The organism is Pseudomonas sp. AC252 (assembly GCF_979258105.1).
Genome location: NZ_OZ409837.1, coordinates 3605369 through 3625695, shown reverse-complemented (window position 1 = coordinate 3625695; position 20327 = coordinate 3605369). Strand labels below are relative to the sequence as shown.

Annotated in this window: 20 protein-coding genes and 2 pseudogenes; all 22 read right to left on the bottom strand. The window is 60.7% G+C overall.

All coding sequences use genetic code 11. The features are described from left to right. Positions 1-2: 2 nt before the first annotated feature. The 22 genes and pseudogenes from fliQ to fliD all read right to left on the bottom strand — a co-directional run bounded on the left by fliQ (position 3) and on the right by fliD (position 20271). Positions 3-272, bottom strand: a complete 270-nt coding sequence (gene fliQ / locus ACZZZ4_RS16530) for a flagellar biosynthesis protein FliQ (RefSeq protein WP_016771067.1) — start codon at positions 270-272, stop codon at positions 3-5. Further along, positions 269-1027, bottom strand: coding sequence for a flagellar type III secretion system pore protein FliP (gene fliP / locus ACZZZ4_RS16525; RefSeq protein WP_463548245.1), 759 nt, complete (start codon positions 1025-1027; stop codon positions 269-271). Before fliP ends, fliQ begins: the two co-directional genes overlap by 4 nt. Next, the gene (fliO, locus tag ACZZZ4_RS16520) at positions 1027-1479 is read right to left on the bottom strand and encodes a flagellar biosynthetic protein FliO (RefSeq protein ID WP_463548244.1); all 453 of its coding nucleotides are present in this window, start codon (positions 1477-1479) and stop codon (positions 1027-1029) included. The genes fliP and fliO overlap by 1 nt, the downstream gene beginning before the upstream one ends. Further along, positions 1480-1938: a flagellar motor switch protein FliN gene (fliN, locus tag ACZZZ4_RS16515; protein WP_016771070.1), complete on the bottom strand. Its 459-nt coding sequence runs from the start codon at positions 1936-1938 to the stop codon at positions 1480-1482. 54 nt (positions 1939-1992) lie between these two features. Then, a complete protein-coding gene (fliM, locus tag ACZZZ4_RS16510) occupies positions 1993-2961 on the bottom strand; it encodes a flagellar motor switch protein FliM (protein ID WP_003222890.1) in 969 nt (322 codons plus the stop codon). 9 nt (positions 2962-2970) lie between these two features. After that, positions 2971-3474, bottom strand: a complete 504-nt coding sequence (fliL, locus tag ACZZZ4_RS16505) for a flagellar basal body-associated protein FliL (RefSeq protein ID WP_016771071.1) — start codon at positions 3472-3474, stop codon at positions 2971-2973. Positions 3475-3687: 213 nt separating this feature from the next. After that, on the bottom strand, positions 3688-5055 hold the full coding sequence (locus ACZZZ4_RS16500; RefSeq protein ID WP_463548243.1) for a flagellar hook-length control protein FliK: 1368 nt from the start codon (positions 5053-5055) through the stop codon (positions 3688-3690). Between the two features lie 105 nt (positions 5056-5160). Continuing rightward, complete coding sequence (locus tag ACZZZ4_RS16495; protein ID WP_415763320.1) at positions 5161-5508, bottom strand: Hpt domain-containing protein; 348 nt, start codon at positions 5506-5508, stop codon at positions 5161-5163. 30 nt (positions 5509-5538) lie between these two features. Then, entirely contained in the window at positions 5539-7242 is a 1704-nt protein-coding gene (locus ACZZZ4_RS16490) for an ATP-binding SpoIIE family protein phosphatase (RefSeq protein WP_463548242.1), read from the bottom strand. Positions 7243-7247: 5 nt separating this feature from the next. Next, entirely contained in the window at positions 7248-7553 is a 306-nt protein-coding gene (locus tag ACZZZ4_RS16485) for an STAS domain-containing protein (RefSeq protein ID WP_039761180.1), read from the bottom strand. 191 nt (positions 7554-7744) lie between these two features. Continuing rightward, complete coding sequence (fliJ, locus tag ACZZZ4_RS16480) at positions 7745-8194, bottom strand: flagellar export protein FliJ (RefSeq protein WP_039761178.1); 450 nt, start codon at positions 8192-8194, stop codon at positions 7745-7747. 6 nt (positions 8195-8200) lie between these two features. Continuing rightward, positions 8201-9559 carry a flagellar protein export ATPase FliI gene (fliI, locus tag ACZZZ4_RS16475; protein ID WP_039761176.1) on the bottom strand — a complete coding sequence of 453 codons (1359 nt, stop codon included), beginning with the start codon at positions 9557-9559 and terminating at the stop codon, positions 8201-8203. Next, positions 9549-10355 (bottom strand): flagellar assembly protein FliH, encoded by an 807-nt coding sequence (gene fliH / locus ACZZZ4_RS16470; protein WP_129999027.1) that lies wholly within the window; start codon positions 10353-10355, stop codon positions 9549-9551. Before fliH ends, fliI begins: the two co-directional genes overlap by 11 nt. A gap of 4 nt (positions 10356-10359) precedes the next feature. Next, positions 10360-11379, bottom strand: a complete 1020-nt coding sequence (fliG, locus tag ACZZZ4_RS16465) for a flagellar motor switch protein FliG (RefSeq protein ID WP_039761172.1) — start codon at positions 11377-11379, stop codon at positions 10360-10362. Continuing rightward, the gene (fliF, locus tag ACZZZ4_RS16460) at positions 11372-13159 is read right to left on the bottom strand and encodes a flagellar basal-body MS-ring/collar protein FliF (RefSeq protein WP_463548241.1); all 1788 of its coding nucleotides are present in this window, start codon (positions 13157-13159) and stop codon (positions 11372-11374) included. Before fliF ends, fliG begins: the two co-directional genes overlap by 8 nt. 14 nt (positions 13160-13173) lie before the next feature. Further along, complete coding sequence (gene fliE, locus ACZZZ4_RS16455; RefSeq protein ID WP_016771081.1) at positions 13174-13503, bottom strand: flagellar hook-basal body complex protein FliE; 330 nt, start codon at positions 13501-13503, stop codon at positions 13174-13176. A 128-nt stretch (positions 13504-13631) separates the two neighbouring features. Next, a pseudogene (locus tag ACZZZ4_RS16450) lies at positions 13632-15013 on the bottom strand (sigma-54-dependent transcriptional regulator). 5 nt (positions 15014-15018) lie between these two features. Then, positions 15019-16229: pseudogene (locus tag ACZZZ4_RS16445) on the bottom strand (sensor histidine kinase). Between the two features lie 109 nt (positions 16230-16338). Next, positions 16339-17814 (bottom strand): sigma-54 dependent transcriptional regulator, encoded by a 1476-nt coding sequence (locus ACZZZ4_RS16440; protein WP_039761163.1) that lies wholly within the window; start codon positions 17812-17814, stop codon positions 16339-16341. Between the two features lie 172 nt (positions 17815-17986). Further along, positions 17987-18283, bottom strand: a complete 297-nt coding sequence (locus ACZZZ4_RS16435) for a hypothetical protein (protein ID WP_016771085.1) — start codon at positions 18281-18283, stop codon at positions 17987-17989. A gap of 11 nt (positions 18284-18294) precedes the next feature. After that, complete coding sequence (fliS, locus tag ACZZZ4_RS16430; RefSeq protein ID WP_041479013.1) at positions 18295-18693, bottom strand: flagellar export chaperone FliS; 399 nt, start codon at positions 18691-18693, stop codon at positions 18295-18297. Positions 18694-18822: 129 nt separating this feature from the next. Next, positions 18823-20271 carry a flagellar filament capping protein FliD gene (gene fliD, locus ACZZZ4_RS16425; RefSeq protein WP_125917839.1) on the bottom strand — a complete coding sequence of 483 codons (1449 nt, stop codon included), beginning with the start codon at positions 20269-20271 and terminating at the stop codon, positions 18823-18825. Positions 20272-20327 lie beyond the last annotated feature (56 nt).

Genomic DNA, 20327 nt, shown 5'->3' with positions numbered 1-20327 from the left:
GCTTAGCCGATGACCATCGGAATGTTTTTGTACAGCTGGATGATGTATTCCATGAACGTCTGCACGATCCACGGACCGCCGATGATCAAGGTCACCAGCATCACCAGCAGACGCGGCAGGAAGCTCAGGGTCTGTTCGTTGATCTGCGTGGCGGCCTGGAACATCGACACCAGCAGGCCGACCAGAAGGCTCGGCACCACCAGGATGGCGACCATCATGGTGGTCAGCCACAGCGCTTCACGAAAGATATCGACCGCGACTTCCGGCGTCATGGCGACACACCTCCAAAACTGCTGGCCAGAGTACCGATGATCAGCGCCCAGCCATCGACCAGCACAAACAGCATGATCTTGAAGGGCAGCGAGATGATCAGCGGCGAGAGCATCATCATACCCATGGCCATCAGCACGCTCGCCACGACCAAGTCGATGATCAGGAACGGAATGAAGATCATGAAGCCGATCTGGAACGCGGTTTTAAGCTCGGAAGTGACGAACGCCGGTACCAGAATGGTCAGCGGTGCCTGATCCGGGCTGGCGATGTCGGTGCGCTTGGACAGGCGCATGAACAGCTCCAGATCGCTGGAGCGGGTCTGGGCGAGCATGAAATCCTTGATCGGCACCTGGGCTTTTTCTACCGCTTGCTGCGCGGTCAGGGTTTCTGCCAGATACGGTTGCAGCGCGTCGTTGTTCACCCGGTCGAACACCGGCGCCATGATGAACAGCGTCAAGAACAGCGCCATGCCGGTGAGGATCTGGTTCGATGGCGTCTGTTGCAGGCCAAGCGCCTGACGCAGGATCGAGAAGACAATGATGATCCGTGTGAAACTGGTCATCAGAATGACCGCCGCCGGAATAAAGCTCAGCGCGGTCATGATCAGCAGGATCTGCAGGCTGACCGAGTATTCCTGCGCGCCGTCGGCATTGGTGCCCAGCGTAATCGCCGGGATCGACAATGGATCGGCGGCGAACGCCAGCGGCGCAGCCAGCATCAGGGCCAGCGTCAAGACGATGCGGAGCGCACCCATTACTTCGTATCCTTCTGATCCTTGCCGAGAATTTTCAGCAGCTGCTGGGCAAATTCCGGCGTCGCTTTTTCGCTGGCAGTGGGGACTTCGACCGGCTCTTTGAGCACATGCAGCGCGGTGATGGTGCCGGGGCTGAGGCCGAGCAGGATCTGCTCGTTGCCGACCTGCACCAGCATCAAGCGGTCACGCGGGCCGAGCGCGCGCGAACCGATCAGCTCGATCACCTGGCCCTTGCCCGCCGGACCTGCCTGCTGCACCCGGCGCAACAGCCAGGCGAGGAAGAAGATCAGGCCCAGCACCAGCAGCAAACCGAACACCAACTGCGTCAGTTGCCCGGCCACGCCGCTGTTGACCATGGGCGCAGTGGCGGCAGGCGCAGCGGTGGTTGCGCTCGGTTCGGCAGCCAGCACGCTCAACGGCAATGCCAGCAAAGCCCAGAGAAACCTCTTCACTCAGCGCAGCTTCTTGATGCGTTCGCTTGGGCTGATCACGTCAGTCAGGCGGATGCCGAACTTCTCGTTGACCACCACTACTTCGCCGTGGGCGATCAAGGTGCCGTTGACCAGCACGTCGAGCGGCTCACCGGCCAGACGATCAAGCTCGATCACCGAACCCTGGTTGAGTTGCAGCAGGTTGCGGATATTGATGTCGGTGCTACCGACTTCCATGGAAATCGACACCGGAATGTCGAGGATCACGTCCAGGTTCGGGCCGTCGAGGGTCACCGGATCATTGTTCTTCGGCACGCTGCCGAACTCTTCCATCGGCAGACGGTTGGAGCTGGAAGTACCGGCGTCGGCGGCCAGCAGTGCATCGATGTCAGCCTGGCCAGCATCACCGGTTTCTTCCAGGGCCGCAGCCCATTCATCGGCCAGTGCCTGATCGTCCTGCGCGTTCATATCGTCGTTCATCATGTGTCCTCGGCGGGCAACAATTCGGTTAAATACGGGGTGAAAGGCGCCGCCTCAGCGACGCTCGATCGGCTCGATCACTTGCAACGCGAGGTTGCCTTTGTGCGAGCCCATCTTGACCTTGAAGGCCGGCACGCCGTTGGCGCGCATGATCATGTCTTCCGGCATCTCGACCGGGATCACATCGCCCGGTTGCATGTGCAGGATGTCGCGCAGCTTCAACTGGCGGCGGGCCACGGTGGCACCGATCGGCACATCGACATCGAGCACGTCCTGGCGCAGCGCGTTGACCCAGCGCTCGTCCTGATCGTCGAGGTCGGACTGGAAACCGGCGTCGAGCATCTCGCGCACCGGCTCGATCATCGAGTACGGCATGGTCACGTGCAGGTCGCCGCCACCGCCATCGAGTTCGATATGGAAGGTGGAGACCACAATCGCTTCGCTCGGGCCGACGATGTTGGCCATGGCCGGGTTCACTTCCGAGTTGATGTACTCGAAATTGACTTCCATGATCGCCTGCCAGGCTTCTTTCAGATCGACGAAAGCCTGCTCGAGCACCATGCGCACTACGCGCAGTTCGGTCGGGGTGAATTCACGCCCTTCGATCTTGGCGTGACGGCCGTCGCCGCCGAAGAAGTTGTCCACCAGCTTGAACACCAGCTTGGCGTCGAGGATGAACAGCGCGGTGCCGCGCAGCGGTTTGATCTTGACCAGGTTGAGGCTGGTCGGCACGTACAGCGAGTGCACGTATTCGCCGAACTTCATCACCTGCACGCCCCCGACGGCCACGTCCGCCGAGCGGCGCAGCATGTTGAACATGCTGATGCGGGTGTAGCGGGCGAAACGCTCGTTGATCATTTCCAGCGTCGGCATGCGTCCACGGACGATGCGATCCTGGCTGGTCAGGTCGTAGCTTTTGACACTGCCGGGTTCGGCAGCATTATCGGTCTGTACCAGACCATCATCGACGCCATGCAACAGCGCATCGATTTCATCCTGGGACAGCAGATCCTGCACGGCCATGTCGTGTTCCTACTGCAGTACGAAATTAGTGAAAAGCAACTGTTCGATGACCACTTTGCCCAGTTCTTTCTGCGCCACTTCCTGGACGCTGGCGGTGGCCTTCTGGCGCAACATCTCCTGCCCGACCGGGGTCGCCAGCGTGGCGAAATCCTGACCGGAGAAGAGCATTACCAGGTTGTTGCGGATAACCGGCATGTGCACTTTGAGCGCGTCCAGATCGGCCTGATTACGCGCCAGCATGGTGATGCTCACCTGCATGTAGCGCTGACGGCCGTTCTGGTTGTAGTTGGCAACGAAGGCCGGCGCCATCGGCTCGAAAATCGCCGCCTGCTTGCCGACCGGCGCTGCTTCAGCAGCCTCGGCAGGCTTGCTCTGCGCGCCGTGCATGAAGAACCAGGTCGCCCCGACGGATGCACCAATGGCCACCAGCAACGCCAGCACGATCACGATGATCAGCTTGAGTTTGCCTTTGGTTGCGGGGTCTTTTACTGCTGCAGCTTCGCTCTTCGCCATGCCAATAATCCGTCACTAATCGGGGGTTTCACAGTCGCACGGCAAGGCAAGAGCAAGTGTTATGCCAGAAGTGTCGGCGCGTCATTTGAACGGCGCCATAAACAAACGTGGGAGCGAGCCTGCTCGCGAAAGCAATGTGTCAGTCAACATATAGGTTGAATGTCACACCGTATTCGCGAGCAGGCTCGCTCCCACATTGGGTAGTGCGTTGCGTCAGGCGTAATAATCGACCGCGCTGGTGCCGATGACGCTGGTGGTCTGCGCCGCCACTTCAGCGGCAGTAACCGGTGCCAATTCTTCATCCACCGAATCAAGGCGACCACCCGCAGCGCTGGTCCGGCCACTCTGGCCCTGCTGCGCCTGCTCCTGTCCTTGGTGGCCCTGCCAGCCACGGTTCTGGTCGGCGACATTGACGTCGACCTGGCCCATGCCCTGCTGGTTGAACATGTCGCGCAGGCGATGCATCTGGCTGTCGAGCGCTTCGCGCACGCTCGGGTGCGCGCTCATGAAGGTGACCTGGGTCTGCTGATCGGGAACCATGTTCACGCGGATATCCAGACGCCCCAGCTCCGCCGGCTGCAACTGAATGTCGGCGGCCTTCAGGTTGACGCTGGACAGGTACATGACGCGGTTGACCACTTCTTCGGTCCAGCCGCTCTGGTGCATGGCGATCGGCTGATTCACCGGCAGCGCGTTCGCGGTTTTCGGCGTAGCGGCCTGGGTCAGTGCCGCCAGACGGTTGGCGAAGTCATCGACACGGGTGTCGCTGGTGGCGGATTTCAAATCCTTCAGACCATCATCGATCAACCCGCTGAAGGCTTTTTCGCCGCCCTGACTGGTGCTGTCCTTGTCGGCCTGCACGTCAAGCATGCTGGCCATACCGGCAGCGAAGTTCTGCGCGGCGGTCAATTCGCCGTCAGCCTGAGCTTGAGCAGGCGTGGCTTTCGGTTGCGCCTGGCTGGCGGCAGAAATATGCCCGCCCTGCTCCATCGCCATGCGCACGGCCGGCAGCGAATCGAGCGGATCAGCTGAAGGATCGAAATCGCTGTCGGTGGCCGCCGGATCTTTGACCATGCCCGGCAAGGCGACCAAGGCAGGCGTTTCAACTTCCGGCTGGGCTGGCGTTGCGACTACCGGGGCCTGCACCACAGGCGTTGCCACCAATGGCTGGACGACTTGCGCCAAGGCCGGATCAAGCGCCGGGTCTACAGGCGCGGCATCGGACACAGGAGTCTGTACGGTTTCAGCGGTGTCATCGACGGTGGCAGTCGCGTCGTCGCTCGCCGCCGCTTTGTCGGCAGGCAACGCTTTGCCGCTATCGGCAACCGCTGGCTCGGGCGCGGCAGACTGGTCTTTGCCGATATCCTTTTTGGCGCTGCCATCAGCGACCTTATCGCGTGCCGGTTTGACTGAATTGTCAGCGCTGACGGCAGGCTTGGCCGGCGCTTGATCGGCAAACACTTTGGCGAAGCTGGAAGCCTTGTCCCCGGCGTCTGCGGCCATTGCCGACGATTTGGCAGAGGCGGCTTGCGCCTTGGCCTGAGCGGCGGTCTGAAGAAGAATGTTGGGGGTCGCAGGCATGACACGGTCTCCGCTGCACTGGGATCGTAGGTACAGTTGAGCAAGATGACTGCAAGTGCCGGGCCAGTTTGGCCAGACACTTGCGAAAAGCGCCGGACGGCAGCTTCAGTGGATGTGGGCGTGGTGCTTTTCGCTTTCGTACAACGGGCGTACTTCGGCGAATTCGGAATGGATATCGGCCACCAGTTGAGCGAGCGCTTCCGGACTTTTGTCCTTGGCGTTCGACTCCAGGTCCTGGCACAACTCGGCCAGTCGAACCGCGCCCATGTTGCTGGCGCTGCCCTTGAAGCTATGCGCTACATCGGAAAGCACTTTGACGCTGGTGCTGTCCTGCAACTCGTGCAGGCGGCTTTGCGAATCTGCCAGAAAAGTCTCCAGCAATTCCGTATAGCCGTCCTCCATCACTTCGCGCAAAGTATCGAGGACTTCGCGATTTACATGTGGGTTTGTCACTTGCTCACTCCTTGATCAAGAATGGGCGGATTATGCCTCAATCTCCCAGAAAAACTCCACGCTGGCACTACGACCTTGGTCCGACCAGCTGGCGTTGCGCCCCAGTTGCCGGATGAGGCTGATACCGCGTCCCGACAAGCGGACGTTATCCAGCGGCCGCTCCATGATCCGCGCCACATCAAAACCTCTGCCGCTGTCCTCGACGCGGATCACCAGGCGCCCGCCCTCGCCCTGCGGCTGGACCTGCAGATGCACCCGCACGAAACCGTCTTGCAGCGCTTCCAGCCGCGCCGCGCGCATTTCATAGTACTGGGCAAACCCTGTCGCATCGCGCTTGAGACTGGAGTCGAGCCCCAGCACGCCATGCTCCAGCGCATTGGAATACAACTCGGCGAGCACGCTGTACAACGCCCCGCTTTGCGGACGCAGGCCATGTACTTCGAGCAGCAGTTGCAAAAGAAACGGCAACGGATTGAAGCGTCTGAGCGTGGCGCCGCGAAACTCGAAACTCGCCGACCAGTCCAGCGGGCACGACTGGCCGCTGTCGGAATACACCGGCGCCGCGCCGTGGACCTGCATTGACTCGAGCAGGCTGACCTCAACCATGCTTACGTCATCACGGGCCTGTCCGCGAAAATCGCGCAGCGCCTGTTCGATGTCCTCGAACAGCCGATCCGGTTCACGGTTGGCAGCAAAGACCTGCTGCAAGCGTTCGACGCCGAACAACTGGTCATTGGCGTCGCAGGTATCGATCACCCCGTCCGACAGCAGAAACACCCGGTCATCCACGGCCATCGGATACACATCCGTACGGTCATCGAAGGCCTGCGCGCTGAGAATCCCCGAGGGCAAGTGCCGCGCCGGCAAAGGCACACGCTCGCCGCTGGCCATGCGGTGCAGGTAACCATCCGGCATGCCGCCGTTCCACACCTCCACCGAACGGCTCTGGAAACTCAGACAGAGCAACGTGGCGCAGCAGAACATGTCCACCGGCAGGATGCGCTTGAGCTTGGCGTTCATCTCGCGCAGGGTTTCGGTCAGACCGTAGCCCTTGGCGGTCATGCCGTAGAACACTTCGGCCAGCGGCATCGCCCCCACCGCTGCCGGCAGGCCATGGCCGGTGAAATCGCCGAGCATGACGTGCATGTCACCGGCCGGCGTGTACGCCGCGAGCAACAAATCACCATTGAACAGCGCGTAAGGCGATTGCAGGTAGCGGATGTTCGGCGCACTCAGGCAGCCGGAATGGGCGACCTTGTCGAACACCGCTTTGGCTACGCGCTGTTCGTTGAGCAGATAGTCGTGGTGCCTGGCGATGAGATCGCGCTGTTGCAGAACGGTCGCCTGCAGACGACGCAAGCGATCCATCGCCTTGATTTTGGCGGCAAGGATCACCTGGTTGTATGGCTTCGCCAGAAAGTCGTCGCCGCCGGCCTCGAGACAACGGGCCAGCGCCTCACTCTCGGTCAGCGAGGTGAGGAAGATGATCGGCACCAGCGCTTCACCCGCCAGCGCCTTGATCTGCCGCGCCGCTTCGAAGCCGTCCATCACCGGCATCAGCGCGTCCATCAACACCAGATCGGGCTGCTGCTCTTTGAACGTTTCGACCGCGTCGGCACCATTGGCCGCCGTCAGCACCTGATGGCCCTGACGGCGGACGATGGTCGACAACAGCAACCGGTCGGCGGCGCTGTCTTCGGCGATAAGAATGGTCAGCGGCTCTTGCGCCTGCATGGGCGTCAACTGATGTCGAAGAGTTTGTCGAAGTTGGAAATCGCGAGGATTTTCTTCACATCGGAACTGCTGTTGACGACGCGGATATCCGACTCGTCGCCGCCGGCGTGATCACGTAGCAGGAGCAGCATGCCCAGCGCGGAGCTGTCGAGGTAAGTGGCCTCTTTGAGATCGACCACGATGGATTCGGGTTTCTTGTCGAGCCGCTCATACGACTCGCGAAATTCCTGATGGCGACCGAAATCGAACCGGCCTTTGACCGCGATCGTGAGCTTTTTCTTGTCTGGAGAAACTTCTGTAACAACTGACATTGACTGGCTTCCTTGTCATTGACGAACCTGTACAAGGTTTAGCAGCTGGATAGGGTTGGGGCAAGGCGCAACGGTGGAACAAGTGTGGGAGCGAGCCTGCTCGCGAAGGCATTCTGTCAGTTGACTACAGGATTGACTGACACGGCGCTTTCGCGAGCAGGCTCGCTCCCACAGGGGTTTGGCGGTGAGGTTTAGAAGGCATCACGCCGTGGCAACCGCTGCGACAGTTCATCGAGCAGCTTCTGTTCGCGCTTGTCTTCCAGGCGTTGCGCTTCATCACGATAGCGCTGCACCAGTTTGCGCAAACCCTCGACGCGGGCAAAGGCCTGTTGCCACTCGTCACGGGCCTTGTCGAGATTGTTCTGGTGCCAGACCAGGCTCTGCCGTTGTTGATCAACGGCGGTGTCGAGTTGCGCCAGAAAACCCTGAAAGCCCAGCAGCCATTGCCCGGTCACGCCGGTGCTGCCGCGCACGATCCATTGCTGTGAGTAATCCAGACGAAAGGCATTGAGGTCGGCCAGTTTGCTTTCGGCAACTTTGACCTGGCCCTGAAAGTAGGCGAGGCGCTGCACGGCGGCTTTCTCGGCCTTTTCGGCCATGTCTACCACGGGTGCCAGGCGCGCGGCGCGGCTGACGGCCATGGCCGGTTACCCGCCCGCCGCTGGGGCGAACAGGGTTTCCAGGTAGGCCTGGCTTTCACCCATGGTGATTTTGTCGTTGAGGCCCTGGCGCTGATACCTGACCAGCTGCGGTTGCAGGGAAATCGCCAGATCGGTCTCGCGATCGCCGCCGGCCACGTAGGCGCCGACGCTGATCAGATCGCGGCTCTGCTGATAGCGTGACCACAATTGCTTGAAGTACTGCGCGCGCTGCATGTGATCCGGCGAAACTACTGCCGGCATGACCCGGCTGATCGAGGCTTCGATGTCGATCGCCGGATAATGGCCTTCCTCGGCCAGGCGCCGCGACAGCACGATGTGGCCGTCGAGCACGCCCCGCGCCGAGTCGGCAATCGGGTCCTGCTGGTCATCGCCTTCGGACAGCACGGTGTAGAACGCCGTGATCGAACCACCGCCCTTCTCCGCGTTACCGGCGCGCTCCACCAGTTTCGGCAGTTTGGCGAACACCGATGGCGGATAACCCTTGGTCGCCGGCGGTTCGCCGATGGCCAGAGCGATTTCCCGCTGCGCCTGGGCGAAACGGGTCAGCGAGTCCATCAGCAGCAGAACGTTCTTGCCCTTGTCGCGGAAATACTCGGCGATGCGCGTGCAATACATCGCCGCGCGCATACGCATCAGCGGTGCATCGTCCGCTGGCGAGGCAACCACCACCGAACGCTTGAGGCCTTCTTCACCGAGGATGTGCTCGATGAATTCCTTAACTTCGCGACCACGCTCACCGATCAGGCCGACGACGATGATGTCGGCTTCGGTGAAGCGGGTCATCATGCCCAACAGCACCGATTTACCGACACCGGTACCGGCGAACAGCCCCAGACGCTGGCCACGGCCGACGGTCAGCAAACCGTTGATGCAACGGATGCCGACGTCCAGCGGCACGCTGATCGGGTCACGGTTGAGCGGGTTGATCGTCGGGCCGTCCATCGGCACCCAGTCTTCGGCCTTCATGCCACCCTTGCCGTCCAGCGCGCGGCCGGCGCCGTCGAGAACACGACCAAGCATGCTCATGCCCATCGGCAGGCGACCGGTATCAGCCAGCGGCACCACGCGGGCGCCCGGGGCAATCCCAGCGACGCTGCCGACCGGCATCAGAAAGACTTTGCTGCCAGAAAAACCCATGACTTCCGCTTCCACCTGGGACGGATGGTAGCTGTCGTCATTGATCACCATGCAGCGGGTGCCCATGGCGGCGCGCAAGCCTTCGGCTTCGAGGGTCAGGCCGACCATGCGCAACAGCCGACCCTCAAGGATCGGCGCGCCGGCAATCTCGGTGGCCTCGGCGTAAGTGCTCAGGCGCTTGGCGAAACTGGTGCGTTCAAGGCGCATCGCTGGCGTCCGCGCGCGGCTCGTCAGAGTCGACAGCCGCTGGGGTGTCTTCGGGAATATCCAGACTCAAGTCAGGCGCTGCCGGGTGCAGGGCCTGCTCGTGCAACTGGTCGAACAGTTTGGCCATGACCTGGGTCACCCGCGATTCGACACTGGCGTCGATGCGGCTGTGTTCGGTTTCAACCCGGCAGCCGCCCGGCAGCAGCGATTCGTCTTCGACGATGCGCCAGGTTTCTTCGTGGCGTTCGCGCAGGGCTTTGACCTGGGCGAAATCCTGCGGATTGACGTACAGACGCACGTTTTCCACGCCCAGCGGCAACAGCTTGAGGGCATCGCGCATGACGTGTTCGATCTGCGTCGAATCGATGGCCAGTTCGCGCTTGATCACTTGTTTGGTGATGTGCTGCACAAGGTCGACCAGCGACTTTTCAATCTGGGTGTCTTGCTCGGCGATCGGTTCGAACAGGTTGGCCATCAGCAGCTCAAGGCTGGCGATTTTCGCCGCCAGCGCGGCTTCTGCTTCCTGGCGAACCTTCAGCGTGGTGCTGTGAAAACCTTCCTTTTCGCCGATGGCGAAGCCCTCGTTGTAAGCCTCCTGACGGATGCTTTCGAGTTCTTCCAGGGTCAGTGGCTGGACTTCTTCCAGCGGCACTTCTTCCATTTCCGGCGGTTCGGGTTCCGGCTCAGGCTCGGGTTCCGGCTTCGGCGGGTCGAAGCTGGGCAGCGCCCAGGATTCGAAACCACGAACATCGCGGGCGCGGATCAGATCCGTCACAGACTCGTCAGGCTTATCCATGGGCTTAGATCATTTCCTCGCCGCCCTTGCCACCGAGCACGATCTCGCCGGCTTCGGCCATACGACGGGCAATGGTGAGGATTTCCTTCTGCGCGGTCTCGACATCGCTGACGCGCACCGGGCCTTTGGCCTCGAGGTCGTCGCGCAACAGTTCGGCAGCACGCTTGGACATGTTCTTGAAGATCTTTTCCTTGACGCCTTCGTCCGAACCCTTGAGGGCCAGTACCAGCACGTCCGAAGACACTTCGCGCAACAGCGCCTGGATGCCACGGTCGTCGACGTCGGCAAGGTTGTTGAACACGAACATGAGGTCTTCGATCTGACCGGACAGGTCTTCGTCGACTTCGCGGATCGAGTCCATGAGCTGGCCTTCGATCGAGCTGTCGAGGAAGTTCATGATGTCGGCCGCACGCTTGATGCCACCCAGGGTGGTGCGCGAGGCGTTCGAGTTGCCGGAGAACTGCTTCTCGAGAATCTGGTTGAGTTCTTTCAAGGCGGCCGGTTGCACGGTGTTCAACGACGAGACGCGCAGAATGATGTCCAGACGCACTTTGTGGTCGAAGTTGCCGAGCACTTCACCGGCCTGATCCGGGTCGAGGTACGCGACCACGATTGCCTGGATCTGCGGGTGTTCGTAGCGGATCACGTCGGCGACGGCGCGCGGCTCCATCCATTTCAGGCTGTCGAGGCCGCTGGTGTTACCACCGAGCAGGATGCGGTCGATCAGGCCGTTGGCCTTGTCTTCGCCCAGGGCCTGGGTGAGCATCTTGCGCACGTAGTCGTCGGAACCGACGCCGAGGCTGGTCTGATCGCCGACGATGTCGACGAACTCACTCATCACCTGCTCGACCTGTTCGCGATGGACGTTGCCCATCTGCGCCATGGCCACGCCGACGCGCTGAACCTCTTTGGGGCCCATGTGGCGCAGCACTTGCGCAGCATCGGTCGAACCCAGGGACAGCAGCAGAATCGCGGCTTTGTCGACCTTGGTCAGTTTGACGGCGGCGGCTCGGTTATCACTCATCTGCGTTAATCCACTCTTTTACGACCTGAGCCACGCGACCCGGGTCTTCAGCTACCAGACTCTTGATTGCATTCAGCTGCGCGTCATAACCCTCGCTCGGGCTCGGCAACAGAATGCTCTGCGGACCACCGAGGCTCACGCGGTCGTTGGCCAGTTCGCCGTCCAGGCCGCCCATGCCACCGAGTTCCACGTCGCTGCCCAGACCGGCCAGCTCCTTGCCTTTGCCACCGCCGGTGATGTTGTTGAGCACCGGACGCAGCACACCAAACACCAGCACGAGGATGAACAGCACACCCAGCACTTGTTTGACGATGTCCCAGAACCAAGGCTGGGAGTAGAACGGAATATCGGCAATCACTTCGCCGCGTTCGGCGGAGAACGGCATGTTGATCACACTGACGCTGTCGCCACGACTGGCATCGAAACCGACGGCATCCTGCACCAGACGAGTGAAGCGCGCCAATTCGTCGGCAGTCCACGGCGCGCGGCTGGTTTCGCCGTTGGCCGGGTTGACCTTGACCTGATCATCGACCACCACCGACACCGACAGGCGATTGAGACGGCCCTGCTGCTGTTTGGTGTGGCTGATGGAACGGTCGAGTTCGAAGTTCTTCGTCGATTGTTGACGCTTGTCTGCCGGGTACGGTGCGAGCATCGGCTGGCCAGTGGCCGGGTCCATGATCTGCTGGCCGTTGGCGTCAACCAGTGGCTGGCCCGGCTGGATCATGCCGGCCGGTGCGGCGGTGCCGCCGGTGGTCTGCGGCGCCGAGGCCGGCGCCGGTGGCTGGTTGCTCAGGGCACCCGGCACACCCTGCGGGCCATTGCTCGCGGTGCGTTGTTCGTTGACCGACTGCTCGCTGCGCAACGCCGGTTGGTCCGGGTTGAACTGCTCGGCGGTCGATTCGACGGCACTGAAATCGATGTCGGCGGAGACTTCAGCCTTGTAGCGATCGTTGCCCAGTACCGGTTGCAGAATGTTGTGCACGCGCTGGGTGAGCATGCTTTCCATGCGACGGCTGTAATCGAACTGCTTGCCGGCCATGGTCATTTCAGAATTTTCAGCCTGATCGGAGAGCAGATTGCCCTTCTGATCAACGACGGTGATCTGCGATTTGCTCAACTCTGGCACGGAAGTCGCCACCAGGTTGATGATCGCCACCACCTGACCCGGCTCCAGCGAACGCCCGCTGTACAGCTCGACCAATACCGAAGCGCTCGGCTTGCGCTCGTCACGGACGAACACCGAACTCTTCGGAATCGCCAGGTGCACGCGCGCACCCTTGACGTTGTTCAGGCTGGAGATAGTGCGCGCCAATTCACCTTCGAGGCCGCGACGATAACGGGTCGCTTCCATGAACTGGCTGGTGCCCAGACCCTGTTCCTTGTCGAGGATTTCGAAACCGATGTTGCCGTCGCTGGGAGTGACACCAGCGGCAGCGAGTTTCATCCGCGCACGGGACAGGTCGTCGGCCTTGACCAGCAAGGCGCCGGAATTGGGCTCTACGTTGTAAGGAATGTCAGCGGCGGCCAGAGTTTCCATGACCTGTTTGGCGTCCATGCCGGCAAGGCTGCCGTACAGTGGACGGTAATCCGGCTGCTGCGACCACAGCACCACGGCAAAGCCAATCGCCACGCTCGCAGCCAGACCGACCAACAGGCCGACCTGACGCAGCACGGTCATCTGGGAAAGGTTTTCCAGAAAGGACAGGCCGAACAGCGGCGGTTTGCCGTCGATCGGGGTGGCCTTGGCCGGAACGTTATCAGCGACTGCTTCTGCCATGACTTATTTCGCCCTTAAACCGGCATCTGCATGATGTCTTGGTAAGCCTGGACCAGTTTGTTGCGCACCTGGGTCAGAGCCTGGAACGACACGCTGGCTTTTTGCGACGCAATCATGACGTCAGTCAGGTCGACACCGCTCTTGCCGATCTCGAACGCGTTGGCCAGTTGAGTCGACGCCTGTTGGGTATCGCTGACTTTATTGATCGCCTGACCGAGCATGTCGGAAAAGCTGCTGCCCGCGATTTCAGGGACAGCGGCAGTCGATTTACGCGCAGACATGGCATCCACTTTCATGGCCTGCATGTCCATCATCAACCGATTAAATTCAATACCTTGGCTCATGGTCTACTCTCTTGGGCGGCCCGCAATTTTTTGACACTCACTCGGCGGGTACACAGGTATTAGCAACAAGGGTGCCAGCTCATGGGCACCCTTCTGAGAAAAGCATCTGGAATGTTTTGCAGCATCGATCAGGTGGCGAACAGATAGCCTTCGACGTCCATCCCGGCGTCGCGCATTTGCGCCAGTTTGTAGCGCAGGGTGCGCGGGCTGATGCCGAGTTTTTCGGCCGCTTCCTTGCGCCGGCCACGCTCGGCGCGCAGGGTGTCGATGATCATCTGAAACTCCCGGCGGCGCAGGTCATCGCCCAGGGCGCCGGAAGAATCCGCCTCGATTTCCACCTCGCGGATCACCGGTGCCGCGACCGGCGACGGCGCAAATGTCACCGCACCGCTCAGGCAAAAATCCTGCGGCTGAATCAAACCGCCCTGCTGCAGAATCAACGCACGCTGAATGGCGTTGTCCAGTTCACGCACATTGCCCGGCCACGGATATGCGGTCAGGCAGGCTTGCGCTTCGGGCGATAGCTTCGCTGCGGCGTGCTTCATTTTATTGACGTGTTTGGCCAACAACTTTTCCGCCAGCGGCAGGATATCGGCAGTGCGCTCGCGAAGTGGACGCCACGCCAGGGGAAAACCGACAAGCGGTAAAACAGGTCTTCGCGGAAACGCCCCGCCGCCACTTCACCGGCCAGATCGCGGTTGGTCGTGGCGACCACGCGAATATCCAGACTGATCGGCTTGCGCGCGCCCACGCGCTCGACTTCGCGCTCTTGCAGAACACGTAACAACTTGGCTTGCAGGCCCAGCGGCATTTCGGAAATTTCGTCGAGCAGAATGGTGCCGCCGTCCGCCTGCTCGAACTTGCCGGCCTGCGAGGCGATAGCACCGGTGAACGAACCTTTCTCATGACCGAACAGCGTCGCTTCGAGCATGTTGTCGGGAATCGCCGCGCAGTTGATCGCAATAAAGGGCTGACTGGCCCGCCGCGATTGCTGGTGAATGTAGCGCGCCAGCACTTCTTTACCGGTGCCGGACTCGCCGGAGATCAACACGGTCGAGTCACTGCGCGCGACCCGTGCGGCCAGCTCAAGCAGTTGCGCACTCGCCGGTTCAACGGCGACGGGGCCTTCCGCTTCGCCAGCGTCAATACTGCCCAGCGCATGCCGCGCCACCAGATCGAGCAGCGCTTTGGGTTCGAACGGCTTGACCAGATAATCCGCCGCGCCTTGGCGCATGGCATCGACCGCTCGCTCGACGGCGCCGTGGGCGGTCATCAGCAGCACCGGCAATTGCGGTTGGCGCGCGCGCAGCAGGGCGAGCAATTGATGACCGTCCATGCCCGGCATGTTGACGTCGCTGACCACCAGGCTGAAGGCTTGCTGCGCGACAGCCGTCAGTGCTTCTTCGGCGCTGCCGACGGCGTGATAGTCGTGGCCGGCAAGTAGCAGCGTATCGGCCAGCGCCTCGCGCAACGAACGGTCATCCTCGACCAGCAACACCTTGATGCCCATGACGTTTATTCAACTCCTTGTGCAGCGCAAAACAGTGGCAGGCTGACCTGCGCGCAGGTGCCGCGCCCGACTCGCGAGCGCAGGGTCAATTCTCCCTGATGCGCGCGAGCCACTGCTTTGACCACGGTCAGGCCAAGGCCGGTCCCGGTGACTTTGGTAGTAAAAAAGGCTCGCCAAGGCGCGCCAAAACTGTCGGCTCAATACCGCTGCCGTTGTCGCTGACACACAGACGCAGCGTATTGCCTCTGGTGTAGCAATGCACTTTCAGGCGCGCCTCGCCGGCGCTCGCCTGAATGGCGTTTTCAATCAGATTCAGCAATGCGCCGACCAGCGTGTCGCGGTTGCACAGCAGCTCACCGGCATGGCTGTCGCACTGCCAGCGGATTGGCAGATCCTGCACGTGGGTCAGCGCCGCAGCCTGCAGCGACTGCATCAAGGCATCAGGGGTGAGGCGGTCGGTCAGCGGCAATTCACCGCGAGCGAACACCAGCATGTCGCGCACTTGATGTTCGAGTTCGTGCAGCCGCTCTTTCAGGCGGCCGGCAAAGCGTTGCTGGGTTTCCACCGGCAATTGCTGCTCAGTCAAATGACTGGCGTAGAGCAAGGCGGCGGACAGCGGCGTGCGGATCTGATGAGCCAGAGACGCGACCATGCGCCCCAGCGAAGACAAGCGCTCGTGCCGTGCCAGTTGATCTTGCAGATGACGGGTTTCAGTCAAGTCGTTGAGCAGCACCAACTGCCCCGGCTCGGCGTCCAGCGAGCGGGTGGCAATCGACAGGCGTCGACCATTTTTCAGGGAAATTTCATGACCGTCGTCTTCACGGGGAGCGAAGCAGCGTGCAATCACATGGCGCCAGAGTTCGCCTTCGAGTGGCGAGCCGAGCAGATCGATGGCGGCCGGGTTGGCTTCGCGTACCAGACCGTGGCCGTCGATGACGATGACGCCGCCGGGCAACAGGTCGAGGAGGTTTTGCAAGCGATTGGCCAGGCGCTCTTTTTCCGCCAGTTCCTGCATGCGCTGGGCGCTGACCACGGCCAGTTCACCCTTGAGTTCGGTGACCCGCGCTTCGAGCAGGCTGTATGAGTCAGTCAGCTGACTCGACATCTGGTTGAACAGCTGGAAGGCCTGCTCAAGTCCCTGACGACTTGCCTGCTCTACGGACGAGGGTTGCCCCACGATATTGGAGGCAGAAGAGATCTGGGCGGCTTGGGGCATTGGGCTCTCTCGCTTGGCTGACCGTCAGTGAAACGGAACGTTGCGAGGGCTATAGCAATACCCGTGCCTAAAAAAACCGCTTATAAATGAAGCGCTTGAAAAACAGGCGTCAATCATCCGCCTGTTCGTCTCCTCCAGCCCGGCTCATGCCGTACTTGCGCATCTTCTCGACCAGGGTCGTGCGGCGAATACGCAGACGTTCAGCGGCCCGTGCCACGATGCCATTGGCGTCGTCCAGGGCTTGCTGAATCAGGCCTTGCTCCAGACCACCGAGGTAGTCCTTGAGATCGAGGCCTTCCGGCGGCAGCAACGCGTTGGCGCTGAAGTCAGGCGTGTGGCCGTTGATCGCCACACGCTCTTCAAGATCGCTGCGCAGGCTGTCGACCATTTGCTCGTCTTCGTCGTCGACGTAGCGGAACTTCTTCGGCAACTCGACCACGCCGATCACGCCGTACGGATGCATGATCGCCATGCGCTCGACGAGGTTGGCCAGCTCGCGGACGTTGCCCGGCCAGCCGTGACGGCACAGCGACATGATCGCCGCCGAGTTGAAACGGATCGAACCGCGCTTCTCGTGTTCCATGCGCGAGATCAGCTCGTTCATCAGCAGCGGGATGTCCTCGACGCGCTCACGCAGCGGTGCCATCTCGATCGGGAACACGTTCAGGCGATAATAGAGGTCTTCGCGGAACGAGCCGATCTCGATCATGCTTTCGAGATTCTTGTGCGTTGCGGCAATGATGCGCACGTCGACGCTTTGGGTCTTGTTGCTGCCCACGCGCTCGAAGGTACGCTCTTGCAATACGCGCAGCAGCTTGACCTGCATCGGCAGCGGCATATCGCCGATTTCGTCGAGGAACAGCGTGCCGCCGTTGGCCAGTTCAAAGCGCCCGGCACGGCTGGTGATCGCGCCGGTGAAGGCGCCCTTCTCGTGGCCGAACAGTTCGCTTTCGAGCAGCTCTGCCGGGATCGCCCCGCAGTTGACTGGAACGAACGGCGCGTCGCGACGTTTGGAGTGATAGTGAAGGTTGCGCGCGACCACTTCCTTGCCGGTGCCGGACTCGCCGAGGATCAGCACGCTGGCGTCAGTGTCGGCGACCTGCTGCATCATCTGCCGCACGTGCTGAATCGCACGGCTGGTGCCGACGAGGCTGCGGAAAAGATTGGGTTCGCGATGACGGCCGCGTTCACGGGCCTGGTCGTACATTTCGCGATAGACCTGGGCGCGGTGCAGCGAATCGAGCAATTTGCTGTAGCTGGGCGGCATTTCCAAGGTCGACAGCACGCGGCGACGCTGGTCTTCAGGCAGATCAACGGAAGAATTATCGCCCATTAACAAAACCGGAAGGAACTCATCCCAGGTTCCGAGTGTCTTTAGCAAGCCCAAAAGCGCGCCAGGAGCATTGACCGTCCCGATCAGTACGCAAATGACCTCACGACTAGACGACAAAGAGCCGACTGCCTGCTGCCAGTCATGGCTGCCGCAGGGTAAATTTTCTTCGCCAAGAAAATTCAGAATCACCGCCAGGTCGCGGCGGCGGACGCTATCGTCATCGATCAGCAGAATTTTGGTTTCACGCCACATGCAATAGCAACTTCCCTAGTCAACTCAATGCCCGAAAAATAAGGCAAGCGAGACGCTTGCAGGACACCATGTGCCTGTAGACGCCCTAAACCTGATAATAGCCACTAGTTAAGTCAAAAAACCGTGCACAGTCAAATTTATGGCGCACATCTCTGGTTTAACTGACGGTTAATCAACCAAACAGATGGTAAACCTTTGCAGCCTTTTGCGCTTGGGTGATCTGCGACATCTCGTTGGCTATCGCCTGCCGCTCGCCCATTGCTACCTCGAGAAGCTCTTTGTAGACGAATAGCAGCTCCTCAAGGTTGTCGCGCAGTGCCACTTCGTCCAGCGAAGCTTCCGCCATGACGTCTTCCATGCAGGAACGGCAAGCCAGATCCAACTCACCAATGGCTTCCCAGTTTCGTTCGGCCAATGCTCCGACCAACGCTTCACGGGTATCGGCTATTCGCTGCAATACAAGACTCATGGTGATCTCCTTCAGAACTGCGGAGCCGGCACGGGCGCGATGGCGTCCCAACCTTCTTTGACCGTTGTCAGCAGGCCGGCGACTTCGTCGAGCACACGTGGGTCGCTGCTGATGTTCGCCTCGGCAAGACGCTTCATCATGTAGATGTACAGGCCATCCAGATCGGCCAGCGCCTCGGCGTTGTTCTCAAGATCGAGGCCTTCACGCAGGCCACTGACGATGCCGATGGCCTTGCTGATCGCCGTGCACTTGCCGGGAATGTCCTTGCGTTCGATGGCGCCTTTGGCCTGCGCAATCCGGGCCAGGCCACCTTCCATCAACATTTGCACCAAACGGTGCGGGCTCGCTTCGGACGTCTGCGCATGGGCGCCGACTTTCTGGTACTGCCGAAGGGCTAACATCGGGTTCATGTTCTACCTCATTGCCACGTTGACTCGTATAACCAGTGTATCGCCAACCGGTCCGAAAACTTTAGATCAAAAGACAAAAACCCGGCGCACGCAGATAAAGCGTAGCCGGGTTTTTGTCGTTACTGACTGTTACTTCGCGGACTGCTGAGCGTTCAGCGAGCTGAAGAACGACGTGATGTTGCTCGCCGTTGCCTTCATCTGCCCTACCAGCAAGTCCATGGCATTGTACTTGGCGGTCAATGTCGTCGTCAGGTTGGCCACGCGCAGATCCAGCGCCGCCTGCTGCTTTTGCAGGCTCGATGTCAGATTAGTCAGGTTGGAACTGCGCTGATCGAGCAGCCCACCAGTCTTGACGTACGGATCAACCGCCGCAGTCATACGCGCCAACAGACCATTCTTGGAATCGGTGCCGCTGAACAGTTGTTGAACCTGGCCAGCCATGCCAGGGATTTCCATACGCTTGTTGAATACTGCGGTATCGAGCGTCAGCAAACCGGTTTTACTGTCAGTCAAGACACCCATCTGCGAGAGCACGGACAATTGCCCCGCTCCGCCCGCCCCTGGATCTGTCAACTGAGCCCGCACGTCCGCCATCAACGAACGCGGGAGAGCGTCACCGGTGAACGCCGCCGAAACGGTCAGATTGCCATCGGCATCCGGCGTTGCCTTGGACAAGGTGTCGATGGTTTTCTTCAGGGTGTTATAGGAATCGATGAACGATTGCAGCGATGTCTGGATGCCGGCGGTATTGGTCGCAACCGAAACGGTCGCTGGCGTTGCGACGCCATTGACCAACGGACTGGCAGCAGTCAGGTTAAGCGTCATGCCGCTGATCGCACCGGTCACGGTATTGGTCTTGCTGGTAACGGCCAGTCCGTCAATGGTCAGGCTGGCGTCCTTGGCCACATCACCGACCGCACCGGATGCCCCTGCCGCAGGATTGTCACCCATCTTCTGGGTGCCATCGATCTCGAGACCGGCGATACCGCTGACCTGCAGGTCCATGCCGGCGCCCGTCTTGTTGGAGCTCAGTACCAGACGCGAGGCGCCGGTACTGTCAGTCACGATGTTCGCGGAAATGCCATTGCTGGACTGCGCGGTGTTGATCGCATCGCGCGTGGACTGCAAGGTGGCATTGGCCGGAATCGCGACATTGTAATCAATGCCATTCTGACTGATTTTCAGAGTACCACTCGGAATGGCACTGGCGGCCCCGCCGGCAAAGGCGGCACTGGCAACTTTCGAGCCGGTGGCCAGGTTTTTCACGACGACGCTGTAAGTACCCGGTACGGCGGTTTTATCCGAGGTAGCACCGACAACCGATGGGGTGTCAGACGTTGCGGTAAAACCGGCAAACGCCGGACTCGAAGCTTTGTTCAGATCGCCCATCGCTTTCTGATACGCAGCCAGTGCACTTTTCAGCGAACCGACACCGGAAATCTTCAGGCTGTTGGTTTTGGTCGCGGTATCGATCTGCGTCTGCTTGGCAGACTTGTCGGCGTTGACCAGCGCAGTCACGATCGCGCCGATGTCCAGGCCGGAACCCAGTCCGGAACCCGGTAGAATTGGACTTGCCATGTGCATCTCCCTTCAGATTGCTGCCATTCTTTTGACCGTTACACGCGTCCTGAGAA

Excerpts from the sequence above, each read along its gene's own strand:
- ACZZZ4_RS16485 (WP_039761180.1), bottom strand. The coding sequence starts at position 7,553 with ATGTCAGTTGTTACAGAAGTTTCTCCAGACAAGAAAAAGCTCACGATC.
- fliF (WP_463548241.1), bottom strand. The coding sequence starts at position 13,159 with ATGGCAGAAGCAGTCGCTGATAACGTTCCGGCCAAGGCCACCCCGATC.
- ACZZZ4_RS16435 (WP_016771085.1), bottom strand. The coding sequence starts at position 18,283 with ATGAGTCTTGTATTGCAGCGAATAGCCGATACCCGTGAAGCGTTGGTC.
- fliL (WP_016771071.1), bottom strand. The coding sequence starts at position 3,474 with ATGGCGAAGAGCGAAGCTGCAGCAGTAAAAGACCCCGCAACCAAAGGC.
- ACZZZ4_RS16500 (WP_463548243.1), bottom strand. The coding sequence starts at position 5,055 with ATGCCTGCGACCCCCAACATTCTTCTTCAGACCGCCGCTCAGGCCAAG.
- fliD (WP_125917839.1), bottom strand. The coding sequence starts at position 20,271 with ATGGCAAGTCCAATTCTACCGGGTTCCGGACTGGGTTCCGGCCTGGAC.
- ACZZZ4_RS16490 (WP_463548242.1), bottom strand. The coding sequence starts at position 7,242 with ATGCAGGCGCAAGAGCCGCTGACCATTCTTATCGCCGAAGACAGCGCC.
- fliI (WP_039761176.1), bottom strand. The coding sequence starts at position 9,559 with ATGCGCCTTGAACGCACCAGTTTCGCCAAGCGCCTGAGCACTTACGCC.
- ACZZZ4_RS16440 (WP_039761163.1), bottom strand. The coding sequence starts at position 17,814 with ATGTGGCGTGAAACCAAAATTCTGCTGATCGATGACGATAGCGTCCGC.
- fliP (WP_463548245.1), bottom strand. The coding sequence starts at position 1,027 with ATGGGTGCGCTCCGCATCGTCTTGACGCTGGCCCTGATGCTGGCTGCG.
- fliS (WP_041479013.1), bottom strand. The coding sequence starts at position 18,693 with ATGAACCCGATGTTAGCCCTTCGGCAGTACCAGAAAGTCGGCGCCCAT.
- fliG (WP_039761172.1), bottom strand. The coding sequence starts at position 11,379 with ATGAGTGATAACCGAGCCGCCGCCGTCAAACTGACCAAGGTCGACAAA.
- fliN (WP_016771070.1), bottom strand. The coding sequence starts at position 1,938 with ATGAACGACGATATGAACGCGCAGGACGATCAGGCACTGGCCGATGAA.
- fliH (WP_129999027.1), bottom strand. The coding sequence starts at position 10,355 with ATGGATAAGCCTGACGAGTCTGTGACGGATCTGATCCGCGCCCGCGAT.
- fliM (WP_003222890.1), bottom strand. The coding sequence starts at position 2,961 with ATGGCCGTGCAGGATCTGCTGTCCCAGGATGAAATCGATGCGCTGTTG.
- fliQ (WP_016771067.1), bottom strand. The coding sequence starts at position 272 with ATGACGCCGGAAGTCGCGGTCGATATCTTTCGTGAAGCGCTGTGGCTG.
- fliE (WP_016771081.1), bottom strand. The coding sequence starts at position 13,503 with ATGAGCCAAGGTATTGAATTTAATCGGTTGATGATGGACATGCAGGCC.
- fliJ (WP_039761178.1), bottom strand. The coding sequence starts at position 8,194 with ATGGCCGTCAGCCGCGCCGCGCGCCTGGCACCCGTGGTAGACATGGCC.